Annotated in this window: 22 protein-coding genes; 14 read left to right on the forward strand and 8 right to left on the reverse strand. The window is 64.4% G+C overall.

What is annotated here, in order from left to right:
- The first annotated feature begins 50 nt into the window (after positions 1–50).
- The 3 genes from Mame_RS01320 to Mame_RS01330 all read left to right on the forward strand — a co-directional run bounded on the left by Mame_RS01320 (position 51) and on the right by Mame_RS01330 (position 3019).
- Positions 51–836 carry a cyclase family protein gene (locus Mame_RS01320; protein ID WP_018064741.1) on the forward strand — a complete coding sequence of 262 codons (786 nt, stop codon included), beginning with the start codon at positions 51–53 and terminating at the stop codon, positions 834–836.
- An 80-nt stretch (positions 837–916) separates the two neighbouring features.
- Positions 917–2506 carry a phytoene desaturase family protein gene (locus tag Mame_RS01325; protein ID WP_018064740.1) on the forward strand — a complete coding sequence of 530 codons (1590 nt, stop codon included), beginning with the start codon at positions 917–919 and terminating at the stop codon, positions 2504–2506.
- A gap of 12 nt (positions 2507–2518) precedes the next feature.
- Complete coding sequence (locus Mame_RS01330; RefSeq protein ID WP_018064739.1) at positions 2519–3019, forward strand: MarR family winged helix-turn-helix transcriptional regulator; 501 nt, start codon at positions 2519–2521, stop codon at positions 3017–3019.
- Positions 3020–3141: 122 nt separating this feature from the next.
- Here the strand turns inward: Mame_RS01330 and xylA are convergent, their stop codons facing one another.
- The 5 genes from xylA to Mame_RS01355 all read right to left on the reverse strand — a co-directional run bounded on the left by xylA (position 3142) and on the right by Mame_RS01355 (position 9003).
- A complete protein-coding gene (gene xylA / locus Mame_RS01335) occupies positions 3142–4452 on the reverse strand; it encodes a xylose isomerase (RefSeq protein WP_018064738.1) in 1311 nt (436 codons plus the stop codon).
- Positions 4453–4530: 78 nt separating this feature from the next.
- Positions 4531–5988, reverse strand: a complete 1458-nt coding sequence (gene xylB / locus Mame_RS01340) for a xylulokinase (protein ID WP_018064737.1) — start codon at positions 5986–5988, stop codon at positions 4531–4533.
- 23 nt (positions 5989–6011) lie between these two features.
- The gene (locus tag Mame_RS01345; RefSeq protein WP_018064736.1) at positions 6012–7040 is read right to left on the reverse strand and encodes a LacI family DNA-binding transcriptional regulator; all 1029 of its coding nucleotides are present in this window, start codon (positions 7038–7040) and stop codon (positions 6012–6014) included.
- A gap of 129 nt (positions 7041–7169) precedes the next feature.
- Positions 7170–8297, reverse strand: a complete 1128-nt coding sequence (locus tag Mame_RS01350) for an extracellular solute-binding protein (protein WP_018064735.1) — start codon at positions 8295–8297, stop codon at positions 7170–7172.
- 148 nt (positions 8298–8445) lie between these two features.
- The gene (locus Mame_RS01355; RefSeq protein ID WP_018064734.1) at positions 8446–9003 is read right to left on the reverse strand and encodes a TetR/AcrR family transcriptional regulator; all 558 of its coding nucleotides are present in this window, start codon (positions 9001–9003) and stop codon (positions 8446–8448) included.
- A gap of 78 nt (positions 9004–9081) precedes the next feature.
- Here Mame_RS01355 and Mame_RS01360 point away from each other — a divergent pair, with 78 nt between their 5' ends.
- Positions 9082–10113 carry an NAD-dependent epimerase/dehydratase family protein gene (locus Mame_RS01360; RefSeq protein ID WP_018064733.1) on the forward strand — a complete coding sequence of 344 codons (1032 nt, stop codon included), beginning with the start codon at positions 9082–9084 and terminating at the stop codon, positions 10111–10113.
- On the opposite strand, the gene Mame_RS01365 is transcribed toward Mame_RS01360, so the two are convergent.
- On the reverse strand, positions 10105–10890 hold the full coding sequence (locus tag Mame_RS01365) for a DeoR/GlpR family DNA-binding transcription regulator (RefSeq protein WP_026173461.1): 786 nt from the start codon (positions 10888–10890) through the stop codon (positions 10105–10107). The genes Mame_RS01360 and Mame_RS01365 overlap by 9 nt on opposite strands.
- Before the next feature lie 193 nt (positions 10891–11083).
- Between Mame_RS01365 and Mame_RS01370 the strand changes: the two genes are divergently transcribed.
- The 5 genes from Mame_RS01370 (at position 11084) to Mame_RS01390 (ending at position 16218) form a co-directional block, all read left to right on the forward strand.
- Positions 11084–12340: a hypothetical protein gene (locus Mame_RS01370; protein ID WP_018064731.1), complete on the forward strand. Its 1257-nt coding sequence runs from the start codon at positions 11084–11086 to the stop codon at positions 12338–12340.
- Between the two features lie 217 nt (positions 12341–12557).
- Positions 12558–13946 (forward strand): amidohydrolase family protein, encoded by a 1389-nt coding sequence (locus tag Mame_RS01375; protein WP_079920979.1) that lies wholly within the window; start codon positions 12558–12560, stop codon positions 13944–13946.
- A 3-nt stretch (positions 13947–13949) separates the two neighbouring features.
- Positions 13950–14924: a CobW family GTP-binding protein gene (locus Mame_RS01380; RefSeq protein ID WP_018064729.1), complete on the forward strand. Its 975-nt coding sequence runs from the start codon at positions 13950–13952 to the stop codon at positions 14922–14924.
- Positions 14925–14929: 5 nt separating this feature from the next.
- On the forward strand, positions 14930–15217 hold the full coding sequence (locus tag Mame_RS01385) for a YciI family protein (protein ID WP_026173460.1): 288 nt from the start codon (positions 14930–14932) through the stop codon (positions 15215–15217).
- Complete coding sequence (locus tag Mame_RS01390; RefSeq protein ID WP_018064727.1) at positions 15214–16218, forward strand: Gfo/Idh/MocA family protein; 1005 nt, start codon at positions 15214–15216, stop codon at positions 16216–16218. The genes Mame_RS01385 and Mame_RS01390 overlap by 4 nt, the downstream gene beginning before the upstream one ends.
- 43 nt (positions 16219–16261) lie before the next feature.
- Here Mame_RS01390 and Mame_RS01395 read toward each other — a convergent pair whose 3' ends face one another.
- Both Mame_RS01395 and Mame_RS01400 read right to left on the reverse strand, forming a co-directional pair.
- A complete protein-coding gene (locus tag Mame_RS01395) occupies positions 16262–17803 on the reverse strand; it encodes an indolepyruvate oxidoreductase subunit beta family protein (RefSeq protein WP_018064726.1) in 1542 nt (513 codons plus the stop codon).
- 4 nt (positions 17804–17807) lie between these two features.
- Positions 17808–19961 (reverse strand): indolepyruvate ferredoxin oxidoreductase subunit alpha, encoded by a 2154-nt coding sequence (locus Mame_RS01400; protein ID WP_018064725.1) that lies wholly within the window; start codon positions 19959–19961, stop codon positions 17808–17810.
- 308 nt (positions 19962–20269) lie between these two features.
- Here Mame_RS01400 and Mame_RS01405 point away from each other — a divergent pair, with 308 nt between their 5' ends.
- The 5 genes from Mame_RS01405 (at position 20270) to Mame_RS01425 (ending at position 25611) form a co-directional block, all read left to right on the forward strand.
- Positions 20270–21805, forward strand: a complete 1536-nt coding sequence (locus Mame_RS01405; protein ID WP_018064724.1) for an ABC transporter substrate-binding protein — start codon at positions 20270–20272, stop codon at positions 21803–21805.
- Positions 21806–22036: 231 nt separating this feature from the next.
- The gene (locus tag Mame_RS01410) at positions 22037–23044 is read left to right on the forward strand and encodes an ABC transporter permease (RefSeq protein WP_018064723.1); all 1008 of its coding nucleotides are present in this window, start codon (positions 22037–22039) and stop codon (positions 23042–23044) included.
- A 40-nt stretch (positions 23045–23084) separates the two neighbouring features.
- Positions 23085–23924, forward strand: coding sequence for an ABC transporter permease (locus Mame_RS01415; protein WP_033410097.1), 840 nt, complete (start codon positions 23085–23087; stop codon positions 23922–23924).
- Positions 23921–24781 (forward strand): ABC transporter ATP-binding protein, encoded by an 861-nt coding sequence (locus Mame_RS01420; RefSeq protein WP_018064721.1) that lies wholly within the window; start codon positions 23921–23923, stop codon positions 24779–24781. Before Mame_RS01415 ends, Mame_RS01420 begins: the two co-directional genes overlap by 4 nt.
- Entirely contained in the window at positions 24778–25611 is an 834-nt protein-coding gene (locus Mame_RS01425) for an ATP-binding cassette domain-containing protein (protein ID WP_018064720.1), read from the forward strand. Before Mame_RS01420 ends, Mame_RS01425 begins: the two co-directional genes overlap by 4 nt.
- Positions 25612–25634: the final 23 nt, after the last annotated feature.

Below are 25634 nucleotides of genomic sequence, written 5' to 3' on the forward strand. Positions count from 1 at the left end.
ACCGCGCGCAGCGCCGGCACCGGTTCCGGACGACAAAGGGGAAGATTATCATGAATGACACATCCGTGCTTGGAAGCCTCGCCTCCGCCCTGTTGTCGGGATCGGTCAAGGTGGTTGACATCACCGCGCCGCTCGGACCGGAAACGCCAGTGCTCTACCTGCCGCCGCAATTCGGCCAGAACACGCCGAATGTGAAGGTGCACAAGATTTCCGAGTATGACGAGAACGGGCCGTTCTGGGCATGGAACTGGATCGAGCTTGGCGAGCACACCGGCACCCATTTCGACGCGCCGTGTCACTGGATCACCGGCAAGGACAATCCCGACAACACCACCGACACGATCAAGCCGCAGAACTTCGTGGCCCCCGTCAACGTCATCGATCGCTCGAAGGAAGCCGAGGCCGATCACGACTATCTGCTGACCGTCGACAGCATCAAGGAATGGGAAGCCGAGCACGGCGAGATCGAGGCCGGAAGCTGGGTGGTGATGCGCACCGACTGGTACAAGCGCAACGGCTCCACCGAAACCTTCCTCAATGCCGATGAGAACGGCCCGCACTCCCCCGGCCCGACGGCCGAGGCGATCGAATATCTGCTTTCCAAGGGCATTATCGGCTGGGGCCAGGAAACGGTCGGCACCGATGCCGGTTCCGCCGGCGGCATGGAACCGCCCTTCCCGGCCCACAACCTGATGCACAAGCACAACAAATACGGCCTTGCCAGCCTCTCCAACCTCGACCAGCTTCCGCCCAAGGGCGCGATCCTGATCGCGGCACCGCTGAAGTTCGTCAAGGGCACCGGCTCGCCGGTGCGCGCGCTGGCGTTGATCGCCTGACGACGGCCTGAAACGAGGCTCCGGCGCGGCGAAAACGCTGCCGCGCCGAAGCACTGACCGGCTTTGAAGAGGAGATCACATTGGCGGATTTCGATCACATCATCATCGGCAGCGGCATCAACGCACTGGTCGCCGCCTCGCTCCTCGGCAAGGCCGGCAAGCGCGTGCTGGTGCTGGAGCGCAACGACACCATCGGCGGCTGCCTGTTGACCGCGGAGGTGACCGCGCCCGGCTACCTGCACGATGTGATGGCGACCACCATGGTGCTGTTCCTCACCTCGCCGGCCTTTGCAGCACTCGGCGATGATCTTGCCGCCCGCGGCGCGGAGTTCTGCCACACCGACACGCCGACCGGCGTGTTGCGCAAGGATGGCAGCCACCTGATCTATGCGATGGACCGCAAACGCAATATCGACGCGTTCAACGCCAGGGCCGAAGGCGACGGCCAGACCTTCGACGCCGAAATGGCGGCGATGGCGGGCGATGCCGATTTCGTGTTCTCGCTGCTCGGCGGCAATCTCTGGTCGGGCGCGACGGCCAAGAAGATGTTGAAGGAAGCCTGGAAGCGCGGCCCGCGCGGCCTTGCCGCATGGTTCGGCGAGGCGCTGACGCCAGCGCGCGGCTATCTGGAAACCACCTATGTTTCGGACGAGGCCAAGGCGCTCTGGGCCCCCTGGGTGCTGCATTGCGGCCTCTCCCCGGAAGCGAGCTATTCGGCCGAGATGCTGAAGGTGATCGGCTTCGCGATCGAACTTGCCGGCTGCCCGATCGTCAAGGGCGGCGCTGTCAACCTGACGCGCGCCTTCGAGCGCCTGATCCGCGACCATGGCGGCGATATCCGCACCGGATGCGATGTCGCCGGCATTACGCTTGGCACGGACGGCAAGGCGAAGGGCGTACGGCTTTCCGACGGCACGGAAATCGGGGCCAAGCGCGGTGTCATCGCCTCCGTCACGCCCGACCAGCTTTACCGCCGCCTGCTTGGCGAGACCGGCAAGCCACTGCCAACCGATGTCGAAAAAGGATTAAAATCCTATCGCTACGGCAAGGGCGACATGCAGATCCACTACGCGCTGAGAACGCCGCCGAAATGGAAAGCGGGCGACGAACTCGGCAAGGTCGCCCTGTTGCACTTGACCGACGGTCTCGACGCGGTGTCGCGTTCATCAAACGAGGCCGAGCGCGGGCTGCTGCCGGCCGAACCCACCGTCTGCGTCGGCCAGCCGACCGCGCTGGACCCGAGCCGCGCGCCCGACGGCGGCGCGATCCTCTGGCTCCAGCTTCCCGATACGCCGCGCCAGATCAAGGGCGATGCGGCGGGCCTTCTCGATTGCCCGCAAGACGAGCGCTGGACGGAGGCGCTGCGCGAGGCCTTCGCCGACCGCATCGAGGCCATGCTTGCCGCCCATATCGAGGGTTTTGCGGACAATGTGATTGCCCGCAGCGTCTCATCGCCGGCCGATCTCGAGGCGATGAACATGAACCTCGTCGGCGGCGATCCCTATGGCGGCTTTTGCGGTCTCGACCAGTTTTTCATCTGGCGTCCGTTCAAAACCGCCGTTAACCACAGGACCCACGTGCCCGGCCTCTATCATATCGGCGCCTCGACCCATCCGGGTCCGGGCCTCGGCGGCGGCTCGGGCTTTCTGTTGGCATCATCGCTGAAATAACGGAGTGGGTTTATGGGTGAGCGTTTTTCGGGTCCGAACGGTGACGGAGAGACGGGCGAGGCCGTCCGCAGCCTCGGCGAAATCGGGCTCAACGCATTTTCGCCCTATCTGATGAACCGGGTGATGGCGCGCTACAATGCCAATCTCGCCGAGGAGTTGAAGCATCTTGGCATGTCCACCGCCAAGGTGCGCACCCTCGCCGTGCTCTCGGTCATTCCCTCGGCCACGATCAACGAGCTGTCGGTTCTCGCCGTCATCGAGCAATCGACGATGAGCCGCACGCTCGATTCGCTGGAGGAACAGGGCTATATCCGCCGCCAGTCGCGCAACGAGGACATGCGGGTGCGCGACGTCTCGATCACCGAGGAAGGCCGCCTCGCCTTCGACGCCGCCTGGCCGACCATGCACAGCTTCGTGCAACAGATGTTCGACGGCATCGACGAGGACGAACAGCGCGCCTTCGTGACCACGCTGCAGAAGATGCTGCGCAATGTGCGGGTGAACGAGATCTGAGGGACAGCGCCCCCGCCGGCTTGATGTAGCCTATTTCGGTTCGGGCCCGGCACCGCCCGGGCAACTTGACCCGGGCGATCTTGACATAAGGTCATCTCATCCGGCTTTCGCCGGATCAAACCTCACACATATTTGTTGATGATATTTTCCAGATATTCCTGGCGGCCCGATTTCGGTTCGGGGTTGATGTCGTCCTTCTCCACCATGGCGGCGATGTCTTCCAGCGTCATTTCGCCGGAGAGCATCTTCTTGGCGCTATCGCCATTCCAGCCCGCATAGCGCTCGTCGAGCGGCTTGGACAGCGCGCCGTCCTCGATCATCCGGGCGGCGGCCTTCAGCCCGCGCGCGCAGCAATCCATGCCACCGATATGGCCGTAAAGCAGGTCCGCCGGGTCGATCGACTGGCGGCGCAGCTTGGCGTCGAAATTGGTGCCGCCGGAGGTGAAGCCGCCGGCCAGCAGAACCTGATAATAGGCCAGCGCCATTTCCGGCACATTGTTGGGGAACTGGTCGGTATCCCAACCGGACTGATAGTCATTGCGGTTCATGTCGATCGAACCGAGCACGCCGAGCGTGCGCGCAAGCGCCAGTTCATGCTCGAAGGTGTGGCCGGCGAGAATGGCGTGGCCCTGCTCGATATTGAGCTTCACTTCCTTCTCAAGCCCGTATTTCTGCAGGAAACCGTACACCGTGGCGACGTCGTAATCATACTGGTGCTTGGTCGGCTCCTGCGGCTTGGGCTCGACCAGGATCTGGCCCTTGAAGCCGATCTTGTGCTTGTACTCGATCACCATCGACAGCATGCGCGCCATCTGGTCGAACTCGCGGCTCATATCGGTGTTGAGCAGGGTCTCGTAACCCTCGCGGCCGCCCCACAGCACATAATTCTCGCCGCCGAGCTTCATCGTCGCGTCCATGCAGGTCTTGATGGTGGCGGCGGAGTAGGCGAACACCTCCGGATCGGGATTGGTCGAAGCGCCCGACATGAAGCGGCGGTGGGAGAACAGGTTGGCCGTGCCCCACAGAAGCTTGACGCCGGTCTCTTCCTGCTTCTTGGCGAAATAATCGACGATCTCGTTGAGGTTCTTCGTGCTCTCGGCGAAGTTGCCGCCTTCTGGGCGCACATCGGCATCGTGGAAGCAGTAATAGGGCGCACCGAGCAGCGAGAATAGCTCAAAGGCGACATCGGCCTTCAGCTTCGCCTTGTCCATGCCGCCATCATACCACGGCCGGTCGAAAGTGCGTCCACCAAAGGGATCGCCGCCCTCCCAGGCCAGCGAGTGCCAATAGGCGACCGCGAAGCGCAGATGCTCCTTCAGCGGCTTGCCGAGGACGACCTCGTCGGGGTTGTAATGCCGGAAGGCCAGCGGATTATCGCTGTCCGGGCCTTCATATTTGATTTTGGCGATATCGCCGAAAAAACCGGTGCTCATATCAATTCTCCCATTCGGTTATTCTCAAATCCGGCCGATTGCCGCATGGGCATGCCGGGTCCATTTCAGTGTGTTGCGTCAGGCTTTCGTAACGGCGCGGATCGCCGGATAAAGCGCGCGGTAGCGCTGATAGGCCTCCTCGAAGGCGGCCTTGTGCGCGGTTTCCGGCTCCACCGTTTCGGCCGTCTTGGGCGGGGTGCAGACGGCGAGCGGATCGCCACCGGTTGCCGCCAGCATGCCGAGCCGGGCGGCGCCAAAGGCCGCGCCGAAATCGCCGTCGGCGGGAATGTCGATCGGCAGGTCGAGCGCGGTGGCCACCGCCTTCAGCCAGTAGCGCGAACGCGAGCCGCCGCCGATCGCGGTGATCCTTGAAAGCTCCGTGCCGGCGGAGCGCAGCGCCTCGAGATTGTCACGCAGCGCAAAGGCGACGCCTTCCATCACCGCGCGGGTCATGGCCGGGCGGTCGCTTTCATGGGCGAGACCGATGAAGGCGCCGCGGATCGCCGCGTCATTGTGCGGCGTGCGTTCGCCGGAAAGATAGGGCAGGAAGGTGACATCGCCAGGTGCCTGTAGCGTGTCGCCGACCTCGGTCGAAAGCTCCGCCGGGCTCTTGTCGGTGATCTTCGCGTACCAGTTCAGCGTATCGGTCGCCGACAGGATCACGCCCATCTGGTGCCATGTGCCGGGCAGCGCGTGGCAGAAGGCGTGGACCGCGCTTTCGGGCTTCGGGCGGTAGCGGTCGTTCGCCGCGAACAGCACGCCGGACGTGCCGAGCGAGACGAAAGCCGCGCCATCGGCAACCGTGCCCATGCCGCAGGCGGACGCCGCATTGTCGCCGGCCCCGCCGGCCACCACCACTGGCCCGGTCATGCCCCATTCTGCGGCAAGCGCGGATTTCAGCGTGCCGCCGACCTCCGAGCCTTCGACCAGCGCCGGCATCTGCGACCGAGACAGATCGGTGGCGGCAAGAAGCTCGTCCGACCAGTCGCGCTTTGCGGTATCGAGCCAGGAGGTGCCGGCCGAATCCGACATTTCGGAAATGTATTCGCCGGTCAGCCAGTAGCGCAGATAGTCCTTCGGCAGCAGCACCTTGCCGACCTTGCCAAAAATCTCGGGTTCGTTCTTCTTCACCCAGACCAGTTTCGGCGCTGTGAAGCCCGGGAACACGATATTGCCGGTGATCGCGCGGAAGCGCGGATCGTCATCAAGCTGGGCTGCCTCGACATGGGAACGGGTGTCGTTCCACAAAATGCAGGGCCGGAGCACCGCACCCTCCTTATCGAGGATCGTCGCGCCGTGCATGTGGCCGGAGAGGCCGATGCCCCTGACCGCCGCAAGCTCGCCGGGATGGCGTTCGGCAAGACGGCCGACGGCGATCCGGCAGGCATCGATCCAGTCCGCCGGGTTCTGCTCCGACCAGCCGTGATGCGGCCGCGCGACCGACAAGGCCGCATCGGCGCTGGCGATCACGGTCTGGCCGTCATCGATCAGCATGGCCTTCAGGCTGGAGGTTCCGAGATCGAGCCCGAGATACATGGCGTTCTTCCCTTTCCCGCCCCTCAGGGCAGATTGTCCTTGATGAAAATGTCGATGCGGATGCGCTCCTGCGCGGCGATTACCGGCACGCCGTCGGCCTCGGCCTTCAGCACCCGGATCGCGCTTCTGACCTCATGGCCGGCATCCTGGTTCAGCACCGCGTCGAACAGGCCGTTTTCGAGCGCGGCGCGCGAATGTTCGGAAAGCTCGTGCGCGATCGTGACGATTTCGCGGCCATTCCCGCGCGCCTTTTCAAGTGCGGCGATCAGGCCGCGATTGCCCGCGCCCAGGCTGTAAATGCCGATGATATCCGGGTCGCGGGCCAGCGCCTCTTCCACCAGCCGTTCGGCAACCGCCGCATCGTCCCGGCCCTCCATAGGTGCGGTGAGCTGGAGGTTCGGAAAGTCGAGCGCCATGCCTTCGGAAAAACCGGAAAGCCGGTTCTGGTGGTCGCGCACCGAAAGCGAGCCAACGAGAATGGCGATGCTCCCGGCGCGCGGACCGATGAACCGGCCAAGCAGGGTCGCGGCGGTGCGACCCGCCGCCTGGTTGTCGACGCCGGCATAGTGATCGCGGCCGCTATCCTCCAGATCGGAGACCAGGGTGACGACCGGAATGCCCTTTTTCTTCAGAGCGCCGACGGCCGCGCGCACGGGATCGGCATCGACCGCGACCAGCGCGATGCCGGCGGGCTCTTCCTCGCCCGCCGCGATCAGCGCTTTCGCCAGCGCATCGCCGTCAAAGGCCGGCACGTCGATAATGCTGATCTCGGTCCGTTCGATCCGCCCGCGTTCGCCGGCCTGTTCGACGGACGCGCGGAGCGCCGCCATGAAGGCGTTGTCGTTGAGCGGCAGGATGAAGGTAAAGGGATAGACCCGGCCCTTGGCGAGATTGGCGGCGGCGACATCGCGAACATAGCCGAGCGAGCGGATCGCCTCCTCGACCTTTGCCTTGGTCTTTTCGCGCACGCCGGGCCGGCCGTTCATGACGCGGTCCACGGTCGCCAGACTGACGCCTGCCTTGATGGCTATGTCATGCACTGTCGGGCGCATGTCTCCCCCCGCCTGACGATTTCCTCCGCGGTCCGCGGTCCGGACCTTGTTATGCCTCCCTTATAGCGCGCCGTTTGATGTACGTAAATCAAAAATTCCCGCGACTAACTCTAGGCGTAGAAATTCACATCAGAAACTGTCCTCGAACAGCTTGTTGAGCCGGCCGATGACGGCGATGGCGGGCGCATCGGTGCGCAACGCCTCGTTGAGCACATCGGAGGCCTCGCGCTGGAACCAGATATAGCCATTGTGGCGCGGCCGCATATAGGCGTGGGCGGCTGTATCGGCGATATTGCGATAGAAGCCGTTGACGGCACCGTTGACGTCAAGGCTTTTCCAGCCATCGGCATGGCCCGGCTGACCGCCGGCTTCTGCATAGAGCGATGCCTGCACCGGCCCGCTGGCGATCCAGTAGGCATAGTCGATCGCCGCGTCGCGGTTTTCGCTGAAGGCGGAGACGGCGATACCCGTTCCGCCGAGCACCGATCCCGCCGGGCCGCGCTCGCCAAGGCCCGGCATATTGGCGAAGCCGAGCCGGTGGTGACGAAACCCGTCGCGCGCATAGAGCGCGTAGCCGGCGACATAGGGCGAGATGCTGGCCTGGGTATCGGGCGCCGAAAGCGCCTCCAGAACCCCGACCGGGTCCATCGCCTGATTGTCCTCGGGTACGAGCTGCGCAAGCTCGACCAGACGTTCATAGGCGGCAATGCCGTCATCTTCGTCGATCAGATTTCCCGCGCCGTCATTGCGGCAGGGCGTGCCGGCATTGGCGGCAAGGGTGAAAAATGTCAGCAGGTTGTGCGGCGGCCGCAGCGGCACCATCACGTGGCCGTCTTCGGCAAGCTTGATGAGGTCGTCCCAGTTGTCCGGCAAGCTCGGCGCGCGGTCGGGGCGGTAGGCCATGACCTGCGCGTCGACATCGATCGGAAACGCCCATTGATGCGCCTTGTAGTGAAAGGCCTCGAAGGCGCCGCCTACCGACCCCTTTTTCATCGCCTCGCGCTCATCCTCCCGGCCCTCGACATCGAGAGGCGCGAGGCAATTGTCGGTGGTGATCTGCCCGAGATGAGGATGATCGATGACGATCAGGTCATAGTCGCGGGCGATATCGACCGGCGTCAGATCCTCCAGTTCCTCAAGACCGGGCTTTTCCCACTTGACCTCGACGCCGGTCTTCTCGCGCCATTCATCCGCGCTCGCCGCCAGCGGCTCGAAGCCGCGCGGATGAGTCCAGGTCATGCCCTTCAAGGTCGTCATACGGTCAAGCTCCACTCCAGCGCCGCACCGGCGGGCGCGATCCTGCTAAAAATAACGGTTTCAGAAATTTCGTTAACAGCAGAAGAAAGCCGCTCGCGGGCGGAATGTTCCAAAGCGCCGGTATTATAGGCCCTACCGATGGGGCGCGTCATGGAGCGGCAAGCAGCCGCCGCACGACGAAGCCGACATCGGCGGGCTCGATGCGGCTGCCGGCATAGGCCCCGAACAGACCGTCGACGCAGGCAAGCACCAGGTCCGCGCGGCGGCTGGCCTGATCGCGCGGCCACCCTTCGCCGGCGAGCAATTCGGCGAGCCTTGCGGAAAGCCAGGCATTGATTTCCGCCAGCGCCTGTTCGGCGAAGGCCTCGGTATTGTCGAGAAGCTCGCCGGCATGCGGAGAGTTGCTCAGCAGCGCCGCCATGCGGGAATATTTGTTCTCCAGCGCCGCGGCCGCGCGCTCCACAGCGCTGCCGGGACCGTCCAGCGTTCTTTCGGCTTCCGCTTTCATATCACCCAGCACCGCGGCAAGCGTCGCCTGAAACACCGCCTCCTTGTCCGGGAAATAGGCATAGAGCGTGGGTTTGGCGACGCCCGCGCGCTTGGCGATGCCCTGCATGGTGGTGGCGCGCAGGCCGTTTGCCAGAAACTCGGCCTGGGCCGCCGCCAGTATTTTTTTCGTTCGCGCTTCTGATTTTGGAGCCGGCACTGTTTTTCCTCTTGCATATCGCCTAAATTGAACGATATGAACATATATAGTTCAAAACGTTCAATTACGGAGTCCGAAATGAACGATATTGTCCTTCTGACCGGCATTACCGGCTTTCTGGGCGGCCATATCGCCGTCGAACTTCTCAATGCCGGTTATAGCGTGCGCGGAAGCCTGCGCAATCCGGGCGCAAACGGGGAGCGGGCGGAAGCGACCCGCAAGGCGCTGGAAGAGGCCGGCGCCGACACAGCGCGACTTGAATTCGTGACGCTCGACCTGACCGAGGACGAGGGCTGGTTTGACGCCGCGCACGGCGCCCGTTTCGTGATCCACAGCGCCTCGCCCTTCGTGACCACGATGCCGAAAGACCCCGACGAACTGGTCTACCCCGCCGTGAGCGGAACCGAACGGGCCCTGGGCGCTGCCAGACGGGCGGGCGTCGAGCGGGTGGTGCTGACGAGTTCCTCCGTCGCGATTGTCAACGGCCGGGGTCCGACGAGCAGGAAAAATGCGCTCGGCCCCGACGACTGGCCGAACCCGGATGAGGGCCGGCTCAACGCCTATCAGCTTTCCAAGGTGCTGGCCGAGCGCAAGGCATGGGAGATTGCCGAACATGATGGCCTTGCCCTTGCCGTCATCAATCCCGGCTTTATCCTGGGACCGCTGCTGGACGACGACCCGGGCACATCGGGCGCGCTGTTCGTCCGGCTGATGAAGGGCGATGTGCCGATGCTCCCGCGCCTTCACCTGCATATGGTCGACGTCCGCGACCTCGCCCGCATTCATGTCGCGGCGCTGACGGCGCCGGATGCGCTCGGCAAACGCAATCCCGCCGCCTTTTTCGAGATGGATATCGCCGGGCTCGCCGCGACGCTCGCCCGCGAAGTGCCAGAACGCGCCGACAGGATTCCGAAACGCAAGGCGCCCGACTTTCTCGTGCGCTTTCTGGCGCTGTTCGATGGCGATATCAGAGCCAATATCAACGAGCTCGGCTACGCGCCCGCGCTGGATTCAAGCCGCGGCGCTGCGCTTCTCGGCCGCCCGCCCCGTTCCGCCGACACCATGATCGGCGACATGGGCCGCTCGCTGGTCGCCCGGGGACTAGCCTGAAGCGGCAACCTGCCGCCCGCCCGACACCACCACGTCCGTCCCCCATTCCCGGCAGCGTTCGGCAAGCGGCGCGGCAAGCGGCTGGTCGGTGAAGAAGGTGGCGATATCGGCAAGGCTTGCAATGCGCGCCGGCGCGGTGCGGGCGAATTTGGAATGGTCGGCGACCAGCACGGTTTTTCTGGCCCGGCGGATCGCTGTCTGGCTGACGCCGACCTCCATCATGTCGAAATCCAGAAGGTCGCCATCGCCATCGATCGCCGAACAGCCGATCACGGCGAGATCGAACTTGAACTGCTCGACGATGCGGTTGGCAAGCGGCCCCACCAGCCCGCCATCGGCGCGGCGCAACTGCCCCCCGGCCACCACGATCTCGCAGCCGGGATTGGCGACCAGGATATTGGCGACATTGATGTTGTTGGTGACGACGACAAGGTTCTTGTGGCCGAGCAGCCTCGCCGCCACCGCCTCCATCGTCGTGCCGATATTCATGAAGATCGCGGCGTTTTCCGGGATCGCCGCGGCGCAGGCCTCGGCAATCGCCGCCTTTTCGGCGGCATAGAGCGCCCGGCGGTCGTCATAGCCGATATTGGCGGTCCCCGACGGCAGCACCGCGCCGCCGTGAACGCGGGTGAGCTTGCCCCTTTCGGAAAGCGTCAGCAGATCGCGGCGGATGGTCTGCACGGTGACGCCGAGGCGTCTTGCGGCATCCTCGGCCACAATCCGGCCCTCTTCGCGGGCCATCTGCATCAGATCGTCAAGGCGGAACGTTTGCGACACGGCCTTCCCCGGTTTGGCCGTGGCTTTCACGGCGCGTTCACTCTCTTTCGCAAAAGAGGCATTTTTCGCCGCGTTTTGCAACGGTTTGAACCGGTTATGCGTTGAACGGTGGCGCTGACGGTATTTTGCCTTGATCGCGCGGCTGAAACACTGTCAAAAGCGATAAGCCAGCTTCAACGGACGGGAAGATAAAGTGAGCGGACTTGAAACAGCCATCAGGACAGCGCTGGAAAACACGGACCGGCGGGACGCCAACCAGCGCGCCCGGGTCTATCAATCCGCACGGCAGGCGCTTGAAAAGGGCCTTGCCAACCAGAACATAACCGAGCCCGGCGCGGTTGCCCGCCAGCGCCGGAGGCTCGATGACATCATCACCGCGATCGAACAGGAAGAGGCCGCCGCCGCCCGCAAGGCGCGCGAGGCCCAGAAGGCCCCTGCCCGGCCTGTGTTTGACGATCCCTTCGCCGTTGGCCGCGCGCCGGAAAAACCGGCCCCCTCGCTCGAAGACGAGATCGGCGCGATCACGCCCGGTGACAGCTTTACCGCCGAACCGGCTTTCGAGGCGGAACCGGACGCCCATTTCGCCTACCCCGAAAGCCCGGTGATCGCCTCGGAGGAGGCCGACAATGTCGATTTCACCGAGGCCGGCTTCACCATGGCGCCGCAGGTGGAAAGCGGTCATCTGGACCGCGAGGCGCTGTCGCCGATGGGCGATATCGCGGTGACGGACGAGGATCGTGCGCCGCTTGCCGGCAGCGTGAAGGCCGACCCGCGCCCGCGCCGCATGACGCGCAAACAGCGCAAGGCGGCAGCGAAGGCCGAGAGGCACCAGAAGCCGGTGCGGCGGCGGCGGACGCTGACCGCTGTGATGATCGGCGTGATCCTGATCGCCTTCCTTCTGCTCGGCGGATGGTGGGTGGTCGATTCCAATTTCGCGCTCAACCCCGAACGCCTCGATACCGCCGTTCCCAATCCCGCCCCGCGCATCGAGGCCGAGGATTTCGAAGGCGCTTCGGGTTGGACCACGATCTTCCAGCCGGGCACGGCGAATGTGCTGACGCCCGGTTCGCAGGCAAGTCTTGAGACCGTTACATTCGATGATGCCCCCGCCGTCGAGATTGCCTCCAATGCGACCGGCGATGCCGGCGCGGTGGCAATCGCGCTGCCGGTCGCCGTGCGAAACATGCTGGAAAGCGGACCCGTGCTGATCGAGATCAGCTCGGTCGCGCCCGATGGCGGCGGCCAGCCGGTCGGCATCTATTGCGCCGACGGCACGATCGAGGGTTGCCAGCGCCACCGCTTCACCGCCACCGCCCATCGCGACAGCATGGTCATCCGGCTCGATCCGAGCCAGGGCGTACTGCCGAGCCGGCTGATGATTTTAAGCGACCTCAACGGCGCCGGCGCGCCGCTCGACATCTTCGCCATCCGCGCGCGCGAAGCCGAGTAAGGCTCCCACCCGCCTCCCCAGCCCGAGCCGCCATTCCGGCGGCTCTTTCTTTTTGTGCGACCAGAGCGTTTCGCGCACCCATTTTTTCATTTCGGTAATTTTTTCGGGCAGTATCGTGTCCCGAACGGCCATTGATGGGGAGAGCAAGGCCGGCGTTGACGCAGAGGAGCGTCACGTCGCCGGCCGCAAGAACAATTCGGCTATGGAGGAGGCCCGCATGTCACGCAAGGTCATCAGAAACGCGTACATCATCTCGATCGACCCCGAAATCGGCGTCATGCCGCGCGGCGATATTCTGATCGAGGGTTCGAAGATCGCGGCGATCGGCCCCGATCTCGACGCCGGCGACGCCGAGGTGATCGACGGCGAAGGCCGGATCGCGATTCCCGGTTTCGTCGATACCCACCGCCACACCTGGCAGGCGCTGCTGCGCGCCACCGGCGCGGACTGGACGCTGGCGCAGTATTTTGCCGGCGTGCGCGGCGTGATGGGCGACCTCTACACCCCCGACGACATGAAGATCGGCAACCATCTGGGCGCGATCGCCGCGCTCGATGCCGGCATCACCACGCTTTACGACTGGTCGCATAACAACAACACGCCGGACCACGCCTCCGCCGCGGTGGAAGGCCTGAAGGCGGCCGGCATGCGCGCCGTGTTCGGCTATGGCAACTCCAATGCCGAATGGGTGCCGGTCAGCGACAAGCCGACCGATTTCGAGGACGTCGCCCGCGTCCGGCGCGAATATTTCTCCTCCGACGATCAACTCGTGACCATGGGCTTTGCCGCCCGCGGCAACCAGTTCGCCACAATGCGCGTGACCCGCGAGGATTTCATCAAGGCGCGCGATCTGGGCCTCAGGATCAGCGTTCATGTGGGCGACGGGCTCTGGGGCATGAACAAGCCGGTGGTCGAGCTCCATGGTGAAGGCCTTGCCGGGCCGGATGTCACCTATGTCCACTGCAACTCGCTGCATGACGAGGATTTCCGGGTGATCGGAGATACCGGCGGCACGGCCTCGATCTCGCCCGAACTCGAGCTCCACATGGGCCATGGCTTCCCGGCGACGCTTGCACTTCTGGCCGTCGGCGTGCGCCCGTCGATCTCGATCGACGTGGTCACCACCGTGCCGGACGACATGTTCTCCGCCATGCGGGCGCTGCTTTCCAGCACGCGAGCGGTGGTCAACAACCAGGCGCTGATCGACAAGGTGATCGTCGATCCACTGCCGCTGATGGCGACCGACGTGCTCGAATTCGCAACGCTTCAGGGCGCGCTCGCCTGCGGGCTTGGCCACCGGACCGGCTCGCTGACCGTCGGCAAGGAGGCCGATATCGTGCTCATCAACTGCAACGCCCTCAACACCATGCCGATGAACAACGCCTATGGCATCGTGGTCGAGGCCGCCCATACCGGCAATGTCGAAACGGTGATCGTCGGCGGCACGGTGCGCAAGCGCAACTTCAAACTGGTCGATTTCGACCATGCCGGCTTCAAGACCAAGGTGGAGACGGCCCGCGACCGGCTGTTCGAACGCGCCGGCGTTCCCGCGGACGGCTCCTGGCTGCCGCGCCCGTTCGAGGCCGCCGACGACAGCGAGTTTTAGGCCATGACGCGTGACCGACCCACGCTTTCCGTGATCGGCGGCGGGCTTGGCGCCGGCAAGTCGACGCTGATCGCCGGCCTCCTGGCGCGGCCCGACATGGCGAAAACCGGCGTGGTGGTGAACGAGTTCGGCGCATTCGGCGTCGACGACCTGCTGCTTTCCGCCGCCGCGCCGAGGACCAGCCTGGCGCTGCTGCAGAACGGCTGTATCTGCTGCCGGCCCGGAAACGACCTGTCGGAGGTCGTCCGCAACATGATAACGGCGGCCGAGACGCCGCTCCGGCGCATCCTGGTGGAAACCTCCGGCGTTGCCGATCTTTCCGCCGTCATAGCCCGCATCGGCGCCGATCATGCGCTGCGCGCGCTGGTGCGCCTCGACGCGGCGGTCGCCGTCGTCGACGCGACCGCGCCGGACGACGCCCGACCGGAACATCTCGCCGCCGCCGACCGGATCGTTCTCTCCAAGACCGACCTCGTCCCGGCATCGCGCGCCGAGGAAATCCGCCGAAATCTTGCCGGCATGAACCCGACCGCGCCGCTTTTCGATGCGGCCGCCCTGCCCGGCCCGGAGGAGTTGTTCAATGCCGGGCTGATCGACAGCGCAACCGGCGCGGTGCAGCCGAACCGTTGGCTGCGGGCCACCGGAACCGTGCATGTCCATGACAAGGACGCCATCCGGTCCTGGGTGATCGAGTTCGCCCCGCAGCGCTGGACCGTGCTGACCGAACAGATCGCGCGCATGAGCCGGGCGGCCGGATCGGCGCTTCTCCGCCTGAAGGGGATCGTTGTCGATCGCGACGATCCGCGTCCGCTCGCCATCCAGATGGTGCGCGACCAGATCTACCGTCCGGTGCGGCTCACGCCGGAGACCGGCGGCGGCGTCAGCCGGATCGTGGTCATTGCCCGCGCGCCCGCGGCGCCTGCGATCGAAGCCTTCGCCGCCCGTCTCGGCGCGGCGCCTGTCCATCACAAGGAGTGATCTTCATGCATTACATCGTCCATTGCCTCGATTACGAGGGCAACGTCCAGAAACGGCTGGATCACTACGAGGCGCACAAGGCCTACCTCGCCAGCAACCCGATCAAGACGCTGATCTCCGGCCCGCTGCTGGCCGATGACGAGGAAACCATGATCGGCTCCTGTTTCCTGGTGGAGGCCGACAGCATGGACGCGGTGATGAAATTCCATGAAAACGATCCCTTCCACGCCGCCGGCCTCTGGGAAAAGGTCTCGATCCGCCCGTTCAACAAGCGCGTGGACAACCGCTCATGAGCGCCCCGGTCCGTATTGCGCTCGTCGGCCTCGGCTGGTGGGGCCAGAAAATTACCGCCGTGCTGAAGGCCGCGCCCGACGACGTCACCATCGTTCGCGCCGTGGAGCCGAATAGCGAGATCGCCAGCGCCTTTTCCGCCGCCCACGACGTGCCGGTGAGCGCCGATCTCGAGACGGCGCTGGCCGATCCGGCGGTGGAGGCCGTGCTGCTGGTCACCCCCCACAAGCTTCATGCCGCACAGATCGCAGCATCGGCTGCCGCCGGCAAACACGTGTTCTGTGAAAAGCCGGTGGCGATGACGCGGGCGGGCGCGGAGCGCGCCGTCAAAGCCGTGGATGCCGCCGGCCTCATCCTTGCGACCGGCCACGAGCGGCGCTACGAGCCGCCGATCGCCGCCATGATCAGGGCCGCCGATGCCGGAGATTTTGGCCGACTGATGCAGTTCGACGCGACCTTCAGCCACGACAAATTCCTGGCGCTCGATCCGACCAACTGGCGGCTCGGAGCAGAGGACGCGCCGGCGGCCGGCATGACCGCGACCGGCATCCATCTCCTCGACCTCGCCGTCCGGCTGATGGGACCGGCCAAAAGCGTGGTCGCTTCCTGCGAGACGCTCGCGTCCAGCCTGCCGCAGGGCGACACGATCTCGACCTTCATCTGCTTTGAGGGCGGCGGCACGGCCACGATTTCGGCCAATCTCGCCATGCCGTTCGTGTCGCGCTGCTCTCTGTTCGGCTCGAAGGCCTGGGTGGATATCCGCGACAAGGCCCATGTCGAAGCTCCCGATGGCTGGATCGTCACCAGCGCCTCGACCGGCAGCAAGATCGCGGTCGAGGAAATCGGCCCCGCCGAACCGGTGCGCGACAACATCGTCGCCTTCGCCCGCGCGATCCGCGGCGAGGCTCCCTACCCGATCACCACCGCCGAGATGATCGACACGGCGGCGCTGCTGGAAGCGGTGATCGAAAGCAGCCGGACCGGCGAGCGGGTTTTGCTATAGAGCAACCCTTCAGAGCGCAGATGGGCGCGGCGCCCATCGCGCCTTAGAGTGTCGCCACGGTCTTGAGCGCGCCATCGAGGGCAATGCCGCTCTCATCGATCAGGGCGGCCTGGCGCAGGCGGCGCAACCAGTCGGCGCCGTCCTCGCGCGGTTGCAGCATCGGCACGGCGGAGAGCACGCGGTCGAATTTCGACAGGCCGCGGGCATGAGTGTCCGAGTAGCCCTTGACCAGACGGCGGGTGGCGATCACTTCCACGGCGAGGTCGTAATTGGTGGGCAGCACGGCGAGCGCGGTTTCGAGCCAGGCCTCGCGGTGCTCCGCCTCGCGGAAATGGCGCAGGCTGCCGCGGCGGATACGGCGCATGGCGGAGAGAAGATAGAGCGAGGAGAACCAGAACAGCGTGCCGGTCTTCACCCGCCTGCCCTTGTTGACGCGACGATCGAGCCATGAGAACAGCTTCGGCCGCCCCTCGATCCAGAGCCCGAGCCCTTTCGGCAGCGTGCCGCAGACTTCGTCCATGCGCGGATGCATATATTCCGTCATGTAGAGGATCTGGCCGTCCTTGACGCCAACCTCGTTATGGACGCGTTCGAAACGGGTGCCGCGCACTTTCAGATCGGCGACCCGCACGACATCGTCATAGGCCATGGCGACGGCGACATATTTGGCCGCGGCCACCGTGAAGGCAAAGTCCTTCGCCTCGCCGCCATTAGCGCGGTCGGCGGCAAGGAGGGCTGCCATGCGGGTCAGATATTCATCGGCATAGGCCGGGTCCTGAAAATCTGTGAGCTTCTTCACCCCGGCAAAGAGCATGGCATGGGCGACCTCCGGGAACTCGGCGCGGATGCGGTTCACCAGCCTGTCGAGCGCGGGATGGCCGGCCGTTTCGGGAAGGGCGTCGAGCCGCTTTGCCGGCGTTGCCGACACCTTGTCGTTTTCGCCCTGAAGGGCGCGATTGTAAGCCGCCTCGAAGGCCTTGAGGCTGGCGGCAACGCCGCGTCCGCCGGCCTTGATGGTTTCCTCATAGGCTTCCTTGGAAAACGGCAGCGCCTTGGAGGCGGCGAATGCGCCGAACATCGATGAGGAGATCACGCTGCCGTTCTTGACCGCCAGCGTATCCATATCGAAGGCGATGGACTTGCGGGCGGCGAAATCTGTGGCATCGACCACGGTTTCGGGATTGCCGATGCCATCGCCCGGCTTTTCCTTCTCCCCAACGGCAAAGGAGCGATGGGTGGAGGCGATCAGCAGCGTCTTTTCCGGCGTCACCAGACCGCGCATCACCGAGCGGCCGGCCTCCATCAGTTCCGCCGCAATCACGACATCGACATCGCCCGGCGTCGGCATCAGCGACAGGATCGGCATCGCGCCCTCGCGCGGCTTGATCAGCTCGAGATAGTAGATCGTCGCACCCGTACGCTGGGCAACACCCGGCACGGAGGTGGTCTGGGCCACCCAGCCCTGGCTTTCGGCCAGGTGCACGATCCAGTCGGCGAGAACGCCGCCGCCCTGCCCGCCCATGGCGAGGATCGCGATCGAGAACGGCTTGTCGGCGGAAAGCGCCGCGATATCGGTCATCATCATGGGTCTACTCGGCAAAAACGATGCGGCGGGACTGGCGGCGGTTCTGCAGCCAGCCGATCACGGCGGCGCGGACGCGGTGGACGAAGCGGTCCCAGCCGGTCGGGTTATGGATGACATCGGCGCGGTAGAAGGAGGGACAGAGAACCGCCGCCTCCGAAACCTCGCCGCAATTGCCGCAGCCGACGCAGGAATTGTCGATCGCCGCCACCGGATCGTCCTTCAGCGGATCGTCGGTGTGCTTGACCGAAAGCGACGGACAGCCCGACAGCCGGATACAGGCGTGATCGCCGGTGCACACATCCTCGTCGACGCCGAAGCGTTCCTTGACCATGCGCTTGCCGTCCTTCACCGCCTTGGCGAATTGCGGCTTCACGCGGCGCTGCTTGTTCAGCATGCATTCGGACGAGGCGACGATGATCTTCGGGCCCTCCTCCTTGGTCGTCAACGCTTCGCGCAGCGTGTCGCGCATCTTGGCGACATCATAGGTGCGGTCGATCTGGCGCACCCATTTGGCGCCGACGCCCTTGACCGCATCGACGATCGAATTGTTGGTCTTGCGGCGCGCATTATTGGCGCGGGAGGAGAGAATGTCCTGCCCGCCGGTGGCCGCCGAATAATAATTGTCGACCACCAGGATAACGCCGTCCTGCTTGTTGAACACGGCATTGCCGACGGAGGTGGCAAGCCCGTTGTGCCAGAACCCGCCATCGCCCATCACCGAGATCGAGCGCTTGTCGGATTCGACGTTGAAGGCCGAGGCGGACGCCGGCCCGAGGCCGTAGCCCATGGTGGTGCCGCCGATATTGAAGGGCGGCAGGATCGAAAACAGGTGACAGCCGATATCGGCGGAGACGTGATGCTCGCCGAGTTCCTTCTCGACGAGCTTCATCGCCGCGAAGATCGGCCGTTCGGGACAGCCGGTGCAGAAACCGGCCGGGCGCGGCGGCACGACCTCGGCCAGCGCCTTGACCTTGGGATCGGCAAGCACCGGGCCGGCATCGGGCACCGGCGGGCGGTTGCCGAGGATCTGCGGGGCATACGCCTCGAAGAAGGCCGAGAGCCCGTTGACCAGCACGGGCGTGGTGTATTCGCCGCCGAGCGGCAGGATATCCTTGCCCGAAACCTTCGTCTGGAGATCGCGGCGGCGCATCAGCGTGTGCAGCGCCTGCTCGATATATTCCGGCGCGCCCTCCTCCAGCATGACCACCGCCTTCTTGCCGGCGCAGAAGTCGATGACCTCCTCGTCGATCATCGGATAGGCGACATTCATGCAGTAGATCGGCACCCTTGCATTGCCGTAGACATCGGCAAGGCCGAGCTGCTGCAGGGCGCGCATGGCGTTGTTGTAGAGCCCGCCCTGCATGATGATGCCGACCTCGCCCTCGGTCGGTCCGAAATATTCGTTGAGCCGGTTCTGCTTCACGAACTCGATCGCGGCCGGCCAGCGCTTCTCCAGCTTTTCCTTCTCATGCTGGAAGCTTGCCGGCGGGAGCACGATGCGGCTGACATCACGCTTCGGGTTTTCCAGCGCCTCGCGAAGCGTGAAGGCCGGGCGCTTGTTGTCCTTGGCGGCAAACTGGCCGTGGACATGGCAGGAGCGAATGCCGACCTGCAGCATGACCGGCGTGTTGGATGCCTCGGACAGTTCGAAACCCTTTTCGACCGCATCGACGATCGAGGGCAGGTTGGGGCGCGGCGTCAGCAGCCACATCTGCGATTTCATCGCGAAGGCATGGCTGCGTTCCTGCATGATCGACGAGCCCTCGCCGAAATCCTCGCCGATGATCACCAGCGCGCCGCCGGTGACGCCGCCGGAGGAGAGATTGGAGAGCGCATCGGAGGCGACATTCGTGCCCGCCGTCGACTTCCACGTCACCGCGCCGCGCACCGGATACATCACCGAGGCCGAGAGCATGGCGGCGGCGGCAGCCTCGGAGGCCGAGGATTCGAAGTGCACGCCGAGATCGGCCATCACATCCTTGGCATCGGCCAGCACATCCATCAGATGCGAAATCGGCGAGCCTTGATAGCCCCCGACATAGGAGACGCCGGACTGCAGCAGCGCCTTGGTGATGGCCAGAATACCCTCGCCCCGGAAGATATCGCCCTCGCCCAGTTTCAGGTCCTCGACCTCGCGTGCGAACGACCGTTCTGCCATCTTGAATTCCCCTTTTCCGTTGACCGGAAATCTGAATTAACATGCATTAGCATATTTTTGGGTTTCTTGAAATGTCAACTGAATTAGCGAATTCCGGCGCAATTTGCCGGCGATCGCCAAATCCCCGCGTCAAAAGACATGCAATTGCATATTTAAGCATCACAGTTGCAAAAATCTGCGCCCAAAACTTTAAACCTCAAATATTTGCCTTGCCGCGCGGCCCGATTTGCTCTTAGACTTGGAACACACAACAAGTATGACCCCGCGGAAATCATCCGACGGGGGTGGGGAACAACTGGAGCATCACCATGACGACATTCACCCGTCGCCAGACACTTGGCCTTGGCGCAGCCGCACTCGTCTCAGGCATTCTCGCGGGCCGCTTGCCGGTCAACGCGGCCGAGACCGACACGCTTACCATCGCATTCAACGTCAACCTGCCGTCCTTCGACCCGACCGTCGGCGCATCCGCCGTCAATCCGACGATCCAGGCGATCTACCGGTCGATCTTCAGCCAGTTCATCGGCCAGAAGACGGACCTTTCCTTCGAGCCCGGCATCCTGACCGACTGGGGCTGGAACGAGGACAAAACCAAGGTGTGGATGGACGTGCGCGAGGGCGTGACCTGGCACGACGGCTCGCCCCTTACGCCGGAAGACGTGGTCTGGTCGCTGGAGCGCGCCGCCAATCCCGAGACCGGCAACCCGATCCAGTTCGTCTGGTCGACCATCGGCAATTTCTCGGTAGACGGCAACAAGGTCACCGCCGACGTGCTGCGCTTCGAGCCGACGCTGTTCATGTGGATGGCGTTCCTCACCGGCTATGTCATGCCGAAGGCCTATTACGAAAAGGTCGGTGCGGAAGGCTTCGAGAAGGCCCCGATCGGCTCCGGCCCCTATATGGTCGAGGAATATGAGGGTAACGCCTTCCTCAAGCTCAAGGCCTATCCCGGCTATTACGGCGACAAGCCCGCCTTCGACACCGTCATCTTCAAATTCGTGCCGGATACGACGAGCCGCGTTGCCGAGATCGAATCCGGCTCCTCCGACGTCACGCTGGAAATTCCCTATGAGGAATATGACCGCCTGATCGCCAAGCCCGGCCTTTCCGGCGTGGCCGAGCCGGTCTCCGATATCGGCATGATCTTCCTCAACAATATCGACGTGATGAACGACAAGAATGTGCGTCTTGCCGCCAATTACGCGATCAACAAGCAGGCGATCATCGACCGGCTGCTGTCGGGCTACGGCGTGCCGCTCGACACGCTGGAAGCGCCGGAATATTCGGCCTTCGATCCCGATATCAAGATACCCTACGACCCAGATCTCGCCGTCAAGCTGCTGGCGGAGTCCGGCTATTCCACCGATAATCCGGTGAAGTTCACGATCCAGACCACGCGCGGGCTGAAGCCCAAGGATTACGAGATGATCCAGGCGATCGTCGGCATGTGGCGCAAGGTCGGCATCGAGGCCGATATCGAGGTCTACGAGATCGCCAAGCATTACGAGCTGCGCGCCGCCGACCAGTTGGCGCCCGCCGCCTTCTACAACTGGGGCAATGCGATCGGCGATCCCACCACCTCGACCGGCTTTGCCATGTTCGGCCCGTCGCCGCATTCGGTCTGGAACACCGACGACCTCGACGGCATGATCGGCCCGCTCTGGGGCGAGATGGATGAGGAAAAGCGCATCGAGGGCTGGAAGGCCGTCAGCAAATACATCGCCGAACAAGGCTATGTCATCCCACTGCTGCAATATGTCCAGCCAATCGTGTTCAAGGACACGCTGACGGTGGAGCCGAACCTTTCGGGCGCGCTGCAGCCGACGCTGGTCGCGCCGAAGTAAGGGCCAATGCGAGGGGGCCAACCTTTCCTCTTTGAGGTTGCAGGAAGGCCCCACCTCTCTGATGAGTCATGCTCGGACTTGATCCGAGCATCCAGGCGACACGGAAAACGTTGCCTGGACCCTCGGGTCAAGCCCGAGGGTGACCCGAGAGGGTGGAGTCGCTTGCGAAAATCCATTGGAAGAGAGCACCGCTCTCCTCCTTTAAACTTGAAGAAATGCGGCGGAGTTTTGATGTCTTTCACCGGAATTTTCAACCGGGCCGTGATGGCGGCCGTGACGCTTTTCGGCGTCGCGGTTATCGTCTTCTGTCTGCTCAGGATCGTTCCGGGCGATCCGATCGCGATGATGATCTCGCCGGGCGCCTCCGCCGACGATATCCTGGCGCTCCGGGTCAAATACGGGCTCGATTCCAGCATTCCCGTCCAGTTCGGCGTGTGGATACGCGAAATGCTGACGGGCGATTTCGGCACCTCGATCTCGCTCAAGCGCCCGGTGCTGTCGCTGCTCATGGAGCGCCTGCCGGCAACGCTGGAACTGGCCTTCGCCGCGCTGGTCTTCGGCGTGATCGGCGGCGGGCTGATCGCGATCCTCGCCACCCTTGCCCGCCGCACACCGCTGGAATCGGTCATCGACGTGCTGAACGGGCTGTTTCTCGCCGTTCCGGATTTCGTCTGGGCGCTGCTTCTGGTGCTGGCGCTCGGCGTCGCTATACCGATCTTCCCGACATCGGGACGAGTCGATCCCTCGCTTTCGGGCGATTTCGCCACCAATTTCTATCTGATCGAAAGCCTCGTCACCCTGCGCTTTTCGCTGTTCTTCAATGTGCTGTCCCACATGGTGATGCCGGTGCTGGCGCTCGGCCTGCCGCTGGCCGCCGTGATCATCCGCACGCTGAAGGAAGCGCTGAACGAGGCGATGCTGCAGGATTACGTGCTGCTGGCGCGGCTCAAGGGCATGTCGGAGACCCGGCTGGTGGTGCAGGAGACGCTCAGGAACGCGATCGGCCCGACGTTGACGCTGACCGGCGTGCAATTCACCTTCATGATCGGCGGCACGGTGATCGTGGAGAGAATATTTTCCTATCCCGGCATCGGCAATATGGCGATCGACGCGGTCATCAACCGCGACCTGCCGCTGATCCAGGGGATCGTGCTGATGTTCGGCCTGACCTTCGTGCTGATCAACATCGCCATCGACCTTGCCGGCAATTTCTTCAATCCGAGGCTCAAACATGGCTGACACCACGCTTGCCGGCGCCCCGCCCAAAAAACGGCACCCGATGCTGTCGGCGCTTCTCGCCGAACAGCGCGTGCTGTGGGGCGGCGGCATTATTGCCCTGCTGTTCCTGATCGCGATCTTCGCGCCGCTGATCGCCCCGCACAACCCGCTGGAGCAGGACCTGATGCTCTCGCGCATCCCGCCAGTGACATCGCCCGGCGCGGAGCCCGGCTATTATCTCGGCACCGACGATCTCGGCCGCGATGTGCTGTCTCGCCTGATCTACGGCACAAGGATCGCGCTGACCGTCGCCGTCATCGCCGCAGGCCTTGCGGCGATCCTCGGCTCGCTGCTCGGCCTGCTTGCCGGCTGGTACGGCGGCTGGACCGACCGGGTGATCTCGCGCCTCGTCGATATCTGGATGGCGTTCCCGCCGGTGCTGCTGTCGGTTCTGCTGGTGGCCGTGCTTGGCGCCGGGCTGCATTCGGTGATCGCCGCGATCGTGATCATCGACTGGACCCGCTTCTGTCGGGTGGTGCGCGCCGAAACCATCGCGCAGGCCAGCATGGACTATGTGACCGCCGCGCGCACCGTCGGCTTCGCGCGCATGCAGATCCTTGTCAAGGAGATCGTGCCCAATATCATGCCGGTCTTCGTCGCGCTTCTGAGCCTGGAAATGGGCATTGCCGTCGTGGTCGAGGCGATCCTCTCCTTCGTCGGCCTTTCTGTCTCATCCGACACGCCGACATGGGGCGGAATGATCGCGGCCGGCCGCCAGACCATCCATCATACGCCCTGGGTGCTGATTGCACCGCTCGCGATGCTGCTCGTGACCGTGCTTTCTTTCAACCAGCTCGGCAACGGCCTGCGCCGGGCGCTGGATCCGGTGATGCGCCGATGACCCTCTTGACCATAGACGCGCTCAGCGCCGTTTCGCTGCGTGACGACAACCGCCCCGTGCTCTCCGACGTCTCGCTCACCCTTGAGCCCGGCGAGGTGCGCGGGCTGGTGGGCGAGAGCGGGGCCGGCAAGTCGACCATCGCCAAGGCGCTGCTCGCCATGCTGCCGGCAACGGTGAAGGTCACCGGCGGCCATATCCGCTTCGAGGGCCGGGACCTGCTGGCGCTGCCCGGCCGGGCGCTGCGCGAGATCATGGGCAACGAGATCACCCTGATCCCGCAGGACCCGCAGACGGCGCTGAACCCCGGCAGGCGGATCGAGGCGCAGCTCACCGACGGGCTCAGGCTGAAACGCGGCTTGAGCGGCAGCGAGGCCCGCAAGGTGGCGCTTGCCATGCTGGAAGAGGTCTATATCCGCGACCCGGAACGGGTGATGCGCGCCTATCCGCACGAGCTTTCCGGCGGCATGCGCCAGCGCGTACTGATCGCAGCAGCCTTTGCGATGCGGCCGAAACTGGTGGTCGCCGACGAGCCCACCACCGCGCTCGACGTCACGGTGCAAAAGCAGATCCTCCGCCTGATCCGCCAGATGCAGAAGGCCCATGGCACCGCCGTGCTGTTCGTCACCCACGATCTCGGCGTCGTCGCCCAGATATGCGACAGCGTCACGCTGCTCTATGCCGGGCGGGTGATCGAACAGGGCCGCACCACCGACGTTCTGACCAATCCCCGCCACGCCTATACGCGCGCTCTGATCGCGGCCGGTCCGCGCTATGACCGGCCCGATGCCGGACTTGAGCCGGTGCCCGACGCGGTTTTCGCGCAGTTGCGCGCCGAGATCGGGGAGGTTTCGCGATGACTGAACCACTGCTTGCCGCGACCGGCATCAAGGTCACCTATGGCGCCGGCACATCCTTGTTCGGCAAGAAGCCGGGCAATACCGTGCTTCACGGCGTCGATATCGCGGTTGCCGCCGGCGAGACCGTCGGCATTGTCGGCGAGAGCGGGTCGGGCAAGACCACGCTCGGCCGCGCCCTGTTGCGCCTGGTCGATGTCGCCGATGGCGAAATCCGCTTCGACGGGCAGGACATCACGCGGCTGGATGACAATGCCATGCGCCCGCTTCGTCGACGCATGCAGATGATCTTCCAGGACCCGATGGCCTCGCTCAATCCGCGACATTCGATCGGCCGGATTCTGGGAGAACCGCTGATCCTCCACGGACTTGCCGAAAACCGGAAGGCGGCGCGCGATCAGGCAGCCGCCATGCTGGACCGCGTGTCGCTGCCGGAAGAGGTGCTGGCGCGCAGCCCGCACGAGCTTTCCGGCGGCCAGCGCCAGCGCATCGGCATCGCCCGCGCCGCCCTCCTGCGCCCGGATTTCGTGCTGGCCGACGAGATCGTCTCCGGCCTCGACGTTTCCACCCAGGCGCAGGTGCTGAACCTGTTGAAGGCGCTCAGCCGCGAGATGGGGCTTGCCATGGCCTTCATCAGCCACGATCTCTCGGTGATCCGCGCGGTCTGCGACCGGGTCTATGTCATGCAGTTCGGCAAGATCGTCGAGCATGGCCCGTGCGCTGAAGTGTTCGACAATCCGCAATCAGCCTATACCCGCACGCTGCTCGATGCCATTCCGCTGCCGGAAATCGATCCGGACTGGCTGGACCGGGTGGCCGTCGACGAGGCATAAGGCCTGAGCATATCAGTTTCCGG

The organism is Martelella mediterranea DSM 17316 (assembly GCF_002043005.1).
Classification (GTDB): Bacteria; Pseudomonadota; Alphaproteobacteria; order Rhizobiales; family Rhizobiaceae; genus Martelella; species Martelella mediterranea.